Below are 8,959 nucleotides of genomic sequence, written 5' to 3'. Positions count from 1 at the left end.
TGTTGCGGACCTGACTGGTCAGGTTCGACGCCATCGAGTTCACGTTGTCGGTCAGATCCCGCCAGGTGCCGGAAACGCCCTTCACCTGCGCCTGACCGCCCAGGTTGCCCTCGGTGCCCACCTCACGGGCCACCCGGGTCACCTCGTCGGCGAACGACGACAACTGGTCCACCATCGTGTTGACGGTGTTCTTCAGCTCCAGGATCTCGCCCTGGGCGTCCACCGTGATCTTCTGCGACAGGTCGCCCTTCGCCACGGCGGTGGAGACCTGGGAGATGTTGCGGACCTGGCTGGTCAGGTTGCCGGCCAACTGGTTGACGTTCTCGGTGAGGTCCCGCCAGGTGCCGGAGACGCCGCGCACCTGGGCCTGGCCGCCCAGCTTGCCCTCGATGCCCACCTCACGCGCGACCCGGGTCACCTCGTCGGCGAACGACGACAACTGGTCCACCATCGTGTTGACGGTGTCCTTCAACTCCAGGATCTCGCCCTGCGCCGCCACCGTGATCTTCTGCGACAGGTCGCCGCGCGCCACCGCCGTGGAGACCTGCGCGATGTTACGGACCTGGGCGGTCAGGTTCGACGCCATCGAGTTGACGCTGTCGGTCAGGTCCTTCCAGGTGCCGGCCACGTTCGGCACCTCGGCCTGGCCGCCCAACTTGCCCTCGGTGCCCACCTCACGAGCCACCCGGGTCACCTGCTCGGCGAAGAGCCGCAGCGTGTCGGTCAGGTAGTTCATCGTGGCGGCCAGCTCGGCCACCTCACCACGCGCGCCGACGGTGATCTTCTGCGACAGGTCACCCTTGGCCACCGCCGTCGCCACCTGCGAGATCGACCGCACCTGGCCGGTCAGGTTCGACGCCATGGTGTTCACCGAGTCGGTGAGGTCCTTCCAGGTGCCGGCGACGCCCCGCACATCGGCCTGGCCACCCAACTTGCCCTCGGTGCCCACCTCACGGGCCACCCGGGTCACCTCGTTGGAGAACGACGACAGCTGGTCCACCATCGTGTTCACGGTGCGCCCGATGCGCAGGTACTCACCGCGCAGCGGCCGACCGTCGATCTCCAACGCCATGTGCTGGGACAGGTCACCGTCGGCGACCGCAACGATCACCCGGGCGATCTCCGTGGTCGGTCGACCCAGGTCGTCGATCAGTGAGTTGATCGCCCGCTGCCCCTCCGCCCAGGAGCCGTCCAGCCCCTCGTCGTCGAGCCGCTCGGTGAGCCGGCCGTCGCGACCGACGATCCGGCTGATCCGCCGCAGGTCCAGATACTGCCGCTCCTGGAGCGAGACCACCTCGTTGAAGGCGTCCGCCACCTCACCGGCCGCGCCGGCCCGGCGGGGAAGCCGGACCTTCAGGTCGCCCCGCCCGATCCGTCGCAGTGCCTCGGTCAACTCACCGAGGAGCGCCTCGTTGTCGAGCGCGGACGGATCCGCCACCGACTGCTTCGACGTGGTCATCATTCCTCGCTCAACTCGGGGGGCGCCGGTCCGTGCGCACACACCGGCACCCCATATTGTGCCCGCGCGCGCCGTGGTGCCAGGGTGCGCGACCCGCCAGGTGGCATCGATCGCCCCGTCGACCCGCCCGATCGGCGTCGGGCCGGCACGCCGCGCCGCAAACCTCGCCCGGCTCCCGGGCCAATCGTTTCGACGCGTCCGCCCCCAACGCCCCCAACGGTGCCGCTGAGCGACGCGACAGCACTGGATCGTTGATCGGCTTGGCACCCGGCAGTGCGACGGTGGAGGATACGGGGGTGTCAGGCGAGGTTGGGCCCGCGACGGCCGGGGCCCAGGACGGGGCCGTCCGGCGGGTCCGGCTGCCCGCCGACCGGCGCACACCGGCCGCCGCCCGCGCCGTGGTCCGTTCGGTGTTGACCGAGTCACACCTGGACGAGCTGGCCAACGAGGCGCTGCTGCTCACCACCGAGCTGACCACCAACGCCGTCGAGCACGCCCGCACCGAACTGGACATCGAGGTCGTCGCGGACGAGATCGGGCTGACCGTCACCGTCTCCGACTTCGCACCCGGTTCCGGCGACGAGTTGACCGTGGGCGACCGCAACGACTCCGCCGAGATCAACGAGGTCTCCGTGCGGGGCCGGGGCCTGTTGCTCGTCGACCACTTCGCCAGCCGCTGGGGCACCACCTACCTGCCCACCGGGAAGGGCGTCTGGTTCCGGCTGGACCGCCCCGGCACCGAGCTGCCCAGCAGCGGGACCATCAGCGAATCGACACCGGCCAACGCCGGCCCCTGGACGAGCACCGACGGGTCCGCGCCGAGCGCCAGCGCGATGAGCGAACTCATGCAGACCGCCCCCGACCTGTACGGGGACGACCCGTTGCCCGACTTCGCCACCAGCCTGCTCAGCCGGGTCGCCGAGATGGTGGGCGCAGCCGGCGGCACGATCCGCCTGGACCGGGGCGACGGGCAGGGCAGCCAGGTGCTGGCCCGCTTCGGTCGGCCACCCCGCCCCGGCAGCGAACTGCTCCGGGTGCCACTGACTGTGCACCGCCCGTACGCCGGGGAGTTGGAGTTGGACGCCGCGCCGTCGGCGTACGCCCAACCGTTGGCGGTGCTCACCGCCGAGCGGCTGTCGCTGCACCTGGAGAACGACCGGCTGCGCCGGGCCGATGTCCGCCGGCAGGTGTGGCTGACCTTCCTGGCCGAGGCGAGCGAGCTGCTGGCCCAGTCGCTCGACGTCGACCTGACCATGGCGCTGGTGCCGCAGTTGGTGGTGCCGCGACTCGGTCAGTGGTGCGCGGTGCACACCACCGACGAGTGGGGTCGGCTCCGGCTGGCGGCGGCCAGCCACGCCGACGAGTCGATGCTTCCGCAACTGCACAAGGTGCTGGCCGAGACCGGTCCGGACTCGATCCAGGCCCGCCTCCGCGAGGCGTCCCGCAGCGCGGCGCAGATTCCCCTGGGCGGGCCGATGGAGGGTTTCGCCGTTCCGCTGATCGCGCGCGGGCAGCGACTCGGGACCCTGGCGGTGGGGCGACACCAGCGGCACCGGCACGACCCGGACGAGGTGGCCGTGTTGGAGGACGTGGCCCGGCGGGCCGCGCTGGCCATCGAGAACGCCCGGATCCATGCCGAACGCCGTCGGGTGGCGCAGACGCTCCAGCAGTCTCTGCTGCCGCCGGTGCTGCCGCTGGTGGACGGGATCGGTTTCGCCGCCGAGTACGTCCCGACCGGCGACGACGCCGAGGTGGGTGGCGACTTCTACGATGTGGTGCCGCTGCCCGACGGGCGCTGGCTGGTGGTGATCGGTGACGTCTCCGGCAAGGGTGTCCAGGCCGCTGCGGTGACCGGGCTGGTCCGGGACGTGATCCGAGTGCTGGTCGGCGACGGCAAACCGTTACCGGAGGCGCTGGCGCGGCTCAACGAGACACTTGTCGAGCGCGGCGGCGGTCGCTATTGCACGCTGGCGCTGGCAGCGGTCGGGCCGGGCGAGGGTGACCAGTTGGACGTCTCGCTGCACCTCGCAGGGCACGACCGGCCGGTGCTGCTTGCCGCAGCGGGCGGTGCCGGGTTCGTCGGCACGGGCGGCACCGCGCTCGGCCTGCTCGACACGATCACCTCGCCGACGGCGGAGATCACGCTCGCACCGGGCGACTCGCTGATCTTCTACACCGATGGCGTCACCGAGCGGAGGCGCGGCCGGGAGCTGTTCGGCACCGACCGGCTGCGGGACGCCGCCGCGCCCCTGGCCGGATACTCGGCCGACGTGGTGGCCGCCCGGCTGCGCGCCGCGGCGATCAACTTCTCGGTCGAGCCGCCCCGGGACGACATCGCCGTCCTGGTGCTCCGCAACGACGCGACCTGACCGCCGCACGGGCCCCCGGATGTCGGCCCGCTGGGTAGATTGACGGCCATGACGAGCGTCGCGCAGGTCACGTCGTACTCCCGGCCGGCGGTGCGGGCCCTGATCGCCGCGCAGTTCGCGACCATCGGCGGGTTCCTCGCCGTGCTGCTGCTCTACGTCGGACGGATGACGAGCGCCGGCGTCGGGCCGGCCGAGATGCTGACCGGCGCGTACGACCCGAAGGACATCGCCTTCTTCGGTGTGCTCCACCCCGTGGTGGCGGTGCTCTACCTGACGGGTGCGGTGCTCGGGCTGCCGTTGGCGATCGTCGCGGGGGCGGTGGTCGCCCGGGAGCGCGCGGTCCTGCCCCGGGTGACCCGGTCACTGCTGCTGGCCGGTGCGGTGGGCGGCCTGCTGGTGATGGTGGCCCGTCTCACCCCGCCGCTGCTGGACATGCACCGGTGGTGGATGGACTGACCCTCTGCCGGCCCGGCCTCACAGGCCGCCGGGGAGCCGGCCGGGCGCGAGCCGGTGCTCCGGATCCAGGTGCCGCTTCGCGGCCCGCAACTGGGCCAGGCCAGCCAGCTCGCCCCAGAGGTCGACCGCCTGGCGGACCGCCGCCGGAGCGGAGACCACCACGCAGCGACCCTGCCGGGCCAACAGCACCCCTCTGACGGCGGCCAGGATGGACGCCACCCGGTCGGCTGCCAGAGCCCCGGGCAGTGCCGCGTGCACCACGCCCAGCCCGGCGGAGCCGCGCACCGGCACCGGCGCTCCGGCCGCGTCGCGCAGCGCGTAGACGGCCGCGTGCAGGTCGCCGATCGGCACCTCCAGTCAAAGGTGCGCTCGGCGTTCCACATCAGCCGTACCGGCAGTTCCACCACACCTCGGGTGGGGCCGGCAAGCTCGGCGAGGGTCCGTGCCACCACAGCGGGGCGACCCGGGCGGGCCAGAAAGGCCACGCCGGTCGCGGTGGGGGAGACGGCCTGCATGGTGTCAGGGTAACGCCCGCCAGAGCCGGTGTCGCTCAGGTCGTTCTTTGGCCTTCGCCCATGTCAGGTGCATTGGCTGCCCGGGGGGGGTGGTGCGTCGTGCCTCCGCAAGCGCGGATCTGCGCGGCTGACCGGGGTGGGGACTGCCGGATAACCGACTGCTCGCCCGGTTTCGAAGGGCTAGGGTGGCCGCTTCCCGGTGGTCATCTGAAGGGACTCTCGTTGAGCGGTTCGTCAATGTCGTTCGACACCGCCCGCCGCATTCTCGGCAAGCAGGACCCGGGGTGGGGTCAAAGGCTCGCCACCCTGCTGGGGTTGGCGGCCCTCGGCAGCGGGGGTGCCGGCATCGCGGTGCCGGCGATAAGTGCCGCGTGGGGATGGATCGACCAGAAGAACGAGCTGGTCCAGCAGATCTCGACGGCTGTCGACCGCTTCCGGGAGCGGACCCTCGGTGCCAAGGGTCGGGATCGGCATCAGCTGATCGCGGCCGCGCATACCTCGGTGGCCGCGGGCGCGTTCTTCGCTGCCCTGAAAGAGGTGCTGGGCAAGCACTACGCAAGCCTTCGGCTCACCGAGGTCGAGAAACAGCGGATGGTAGGTGGGGAAGGCGCCGTCACGCACGAGACGATTGTTTCGTACCTGCTGCGTGCGGAACTGCCGCTGCCCTGGGCGGGCTGTGGGTTCGAGGCTAACCTGCGGGCCTCGATAACGCCGTTCTACCGGGCCCTGACGGAGCACTGTCTGGGCTTCTTCCGGGGCCTCGCCGCCTGGGAGAAGATGGAGGCCGTCGCGGGCTGGCAGTTCGGACAATCGCTGCAGGCGAACATCGCCGAGACCGCGGCCGCGCTCTACCGCGATGACTACAGGCGGCTGGCGGCTGACGTGCCGGAGTTCGGCATGTGGGCGTTGCTGGACGAGATCGAGTCGGTGGCGTCGGCGCAAGAGGCCGCACACCAGACGTCGTTGGAGTTCCAGCAACGGTCGCTCGCGTTCATGGAGAAGCTCCTCAACGACCTGCCGCGCTTTCTCGATGGTCAGCACGAGCGCGCCCGGGCGATCATGGCGCAGCGTAACCGCCATCGATTGTCGGAGCCGATCGCTCAGATCACCGAGATGGATCAGATGTCGGGCCTGCTGATGCCCACGACCGAGTCGGGTTACGTGAACCCGCACTTCCAGTGGGCTGTCACCGACGGCCAGTCTCGCCCCTGGGAGGAGGAGTGGTGGACGCTGCAGCGAAACGGGTACCGCCTGGATCACATTCTCGCCGCGTATTTCGCCTCGCCCCGCAGCACAGAGCGCCCGCTGGTGATTCTCGGCCATCCGGGCGCCGGCAAGTCCCTGCTCACCAAGATCACGGCCTCGCGGTTGCCGGCTGAGCATTTCACGGCTGTCCGTGTGCCGCTTCGCGAGGTGAAGAATCCGGCGGGCAAGATCTACCAGCAGATTCAGGATTTCCTGGATGACGACACTCACCTCGGCGTGCGGTGGCGTGAGCTGTCCGACGCCAGTCAGGACGTCACGAGAGTGGTGCTCCTTGACGGTCTGGACGAACTGATGCAGGCCACCGGCGCGACCGAGTCCAGCTTCCTGCACGAGGTCCAGGCGTTTCAGGAGAAGGAAGCCTCGATCGGTTCGCCCGTTTCTGTCGTGGTGACCTCCCGTACCGTCGTTGCCAACATCGCGAACATCCCGGTCGGCTCGTTGGTGCTCAAGTTGAACGATTTCGACCGGGAGCAGGTCGGCGCGTGGGTCGACATGTGGAACGAGGCCAATCGCGAGCCGATCGCCAACGAGACGGTCAAGCCGCTGGCCGCGGACAGCGTGTGGTCGATGGGCGAGCTGGCTCGCCAGCCGCTGCTCCTCCTCATGCTGGCGATCTTCGGGGCGACGGACGCCCCGCCGGTGGACAGCGCCGGTCAGGTCACGCAGGGGCAGCTTTACCAGTGGCTGCTCAACGGTTACGTGAGTCGTGAGGTCACGAAGGCGCCCCGGCCGGCGGGCCGACCGCTGGGTGGGGACGAGGCCGCCGCCCAGGCGGACCGCGAGTTGTGGCAACTCGGGATCGCGGCGTTCGCCATGTTCAACCGGGGGCAGCAATCGGTGAGTGGCCAGGACCTGGATCTCGATCTCGCGCCGATGCTGCACTCGTCGGCCGCGTCCACCGGGAACCGGAAGCGCTTGCCCCACCCGCTGGATCCGGCGATCCGCACCATCGCCAGGTTCTTCTTCATTCATGCCGCGGATGTCAAAAGCAGTCTCGTCACCGGCAGCAGTTACGAATTTCTGCACGCGACGTTCGGTGAGTACCTGATCGCTTACCACGTATTGCACCAGTTGGACGGCCTCGCGAATGCGCGACGATACCTGCCGGTCGGCCAAGAATGGACCGACGACCAGTTCTTCGCGCTGCTGTCGCACCAGCAACTGTCGGTCGGAGGCGCGATCATGCCCTTCGTTCGGGAACTGTTCGAGACCAGGTCGCCTGAGCTGCAGGCCATGATCGTCGCCGAGCTGAAATCGCTCATCCGCTCCAGCCAGGAGCGCGAGACGTTCGGACGAGTTCGCGACTACAACCCGTCCGGGCGTAACCTGCTCGGCCGCATCGCCGCGTACCTCGGTAATCTGCTCACACTTCTGGTCGAACTCACACACGCGCCGATTGCCCTGGGCGAGCTCGTGCCCGACGATCGTGAGCCGCTGTCCTGGTGGCAGTCCACCATCAGGTTCCTGCATGCCGGTCTCGACGACAATGGCTGGGCGATGCTTCTCTCTGCCATCGACTTCTCCACCGATGGCGAGCCCCTGGTGTCCAAACGGAGCGTACCGATCGACCGGTTATTGCGGCACGCACACGAAGCCCGCCTCGCGGGCGATTCATCTCGCGAGCTTCAGTTCCTTCTCGGCGCGACAGCCCTGCACGGTCGTCGAGTAGGGCAGTGGTTCGACGAGCGCGGCGACGTGTGCATGAAGGTGGTGTCGTCCCTGGTGCACCGTGACGAACGCCCGGGCGACCACGACACCATCATGGCGGCCACGACCAAGTCCTCGGCGGGGGAGATCGTCAACCTCCTCATCGAGTATCTCGTCCACCACGCTGGTCGCCTCCAATACGTTGACGTACACAGGCTGGCCCAGATGGTGCTGTGGTCGGAGGGCACCGAGGCGGCGGTGCGGCTCGCTCCGGTGCTGGCGCAGCACCCGAATCTGTTCGTCGAGTTCCCCCGGTTGTTCACGATCTACGAACGTGACCTTGTCGACGACCGCGATGTGGCAGAGGTATTCGCCGCGATGCGCGTCGGCTTGGTGGTCTGGCAGGGCGGCAAGGCTCAGGCGTTCAAGGACGTGATTGGCCAACTTGTCATAGGCCGGCGGGGTTGGCTGCGCGACGTTTCTATCCAGCAGATCGAGGGCCTTTCGAAGTTGGCCCCCGAGGTCTCGCGTCCTGCCATCCCGCCGCTGGTCGCGATTCTGGCGGACGACTACCAGCGCCGCGGTGCTGTCGATGTTCGTACGTCGCCGCTGTCTGACGGGCGGCACCGCAACGATCACCCCATCCCGCCGGGCGCTGGGTAGGACGAACGACTAACGCTCGCCGGATCAGCCCCGAGTGACCTATGTCTGGGACGCACGCGCATGTTCCGGGGGCTCCGGGACGTCCCGATCGGTGTGCGCTAAGTGATCATGCCCGATATGTGCGGTTTCCGACCGCACCAGTAGGGTGTTGTGGGGGGTTTGTCCGAATAAGGATCTCGGTGGGCGTGACAGGTCGCACCGGTGGGCCGGAATCATGGCGGGGCCGGGCCCGTTACATACCCTGACGATCGCAGAGCCACGGGCTCGTTGCCCCGTCCAGCGGGTGGGAATGCGGGCCCCGGTCCGGTCGTTACCACCCCCACGACCGCTGGCACCGCCGCGATGAGGGTGCCGATGGACGGGCCAACCCGGAATGACCCCGGCCCGGCGGTCGTTACACAGGGTCCCGGCGCCACGAGCCCCCCGCTCGCCAGGCCGCCGACCCTGACGCCCGATCAGGCGTCACCCCTCAGACTTTTTCCCCTTTTGCGGCAGATCGTCGCCGACGGCCCCGGGGCGCCGGCGGTGCTGATCCTCACCACCTTCGACCGCGACGACTACCTGTTCGCGGCGCTGCGGGCCGG

The 8,959-nt window shown here is 69.3% G+C and carries 4 protein-coding genes and 2 pseudogenes; 4 read left to right on the top strand and 2 right to left on the bottom strand.

Annotation, left to right across the window (positions count from 1 at the left end; all coding sequences use genetic code 11):
- The coding region (locus ABZ749_RS21765) for a HAMP domain-containing protein (protein WP_357230362.1) at positions 1-1,459 on the bottom strand (1,459 nt) is incomplete at its 3' end.
- 296 nt (positions 1,460-1,755) lie between these two features.
- Between ABZ749_RS21765 and ABZ749_RS21760 the strand changes: the two genes are divergently transcribed.
- Positions 1,756-3,828 carry a SpoIIE family protein phosphatase gene (locus tag ABZ749_RS21760; protein ID WP_357230360.1) on the top strand — a complete coding sequence of 691 codons (2,073 nt, stop codon included), beginning with the start codon at positions 1,756-1,758 and terminating at the stop codon, positions 3,826-3,828.
- A 48-nt stretch (positions 3,829-3,876) separates the two neighbouring features.
- The gene (locus ABZ749_RS21755; protein ID WP_357230358.1) at positions 3,877-4,284 is read left to right on the top strand and encodes a hypothetical protein; all 408 of its coding nucleotides are present in this window, start codon (positions 3,877-3,879) and stop codon (positions 4,282-4,284) included.
- Between the two features lie 18 nt (positions 4,285-4,302).
- Here the strand turns inward: ABZ749_RS21755 and ABZ749_RS21750 are convergent.
- Positions 4,303-4,641 (bottom strand): annotated as a pseudogene (locus ABZ749_RS21750) (FAD-binding oxidoreductase); the annotation flags it as partial.
- Between the two features lie 395 nt (positions 4,642-5,036).
- Here ABZ749_RS21750 and ABZ749_RS21745 point away from each other — a divergent pair.
- Both ABZ749_RS21745 and ABZ749_RS21740 read left to right on the top strand, forming a co-directional pair.
- The gene (locus ABZ749_RS21745) at positions 5,037-8,375 is read left to right on the top strand and encodes an ATP-binding protein (protein ID WP_357230356.1); all 3,339 of its coding nucleotides are present in this window, start codon (positions 5,037-5,039) and stop codon (positions 8,373-8,375) included.
- A 489-nt stretch (positions 8,376-8,864) separates the two neighbouring features.
- Positions 8,865-8,959: pseudogene (locus tag ABZ749_RS21740) on the top strand (DNA-binding response regulator); the annotation flags it as partial.

The organism is Micromonospora sp. NPDC047753, from assembly GCF_040642735.1.
In the GTDB taxonomy this organism is placed as follows: Bacteria; Actinomycetota; Actinomycetes; order Mycobacteriales; family Micromonosporaceae; genus Micromonospora.
This window is presented reverse-complemented; position numbering and strand designations above follow the sequence as displayed.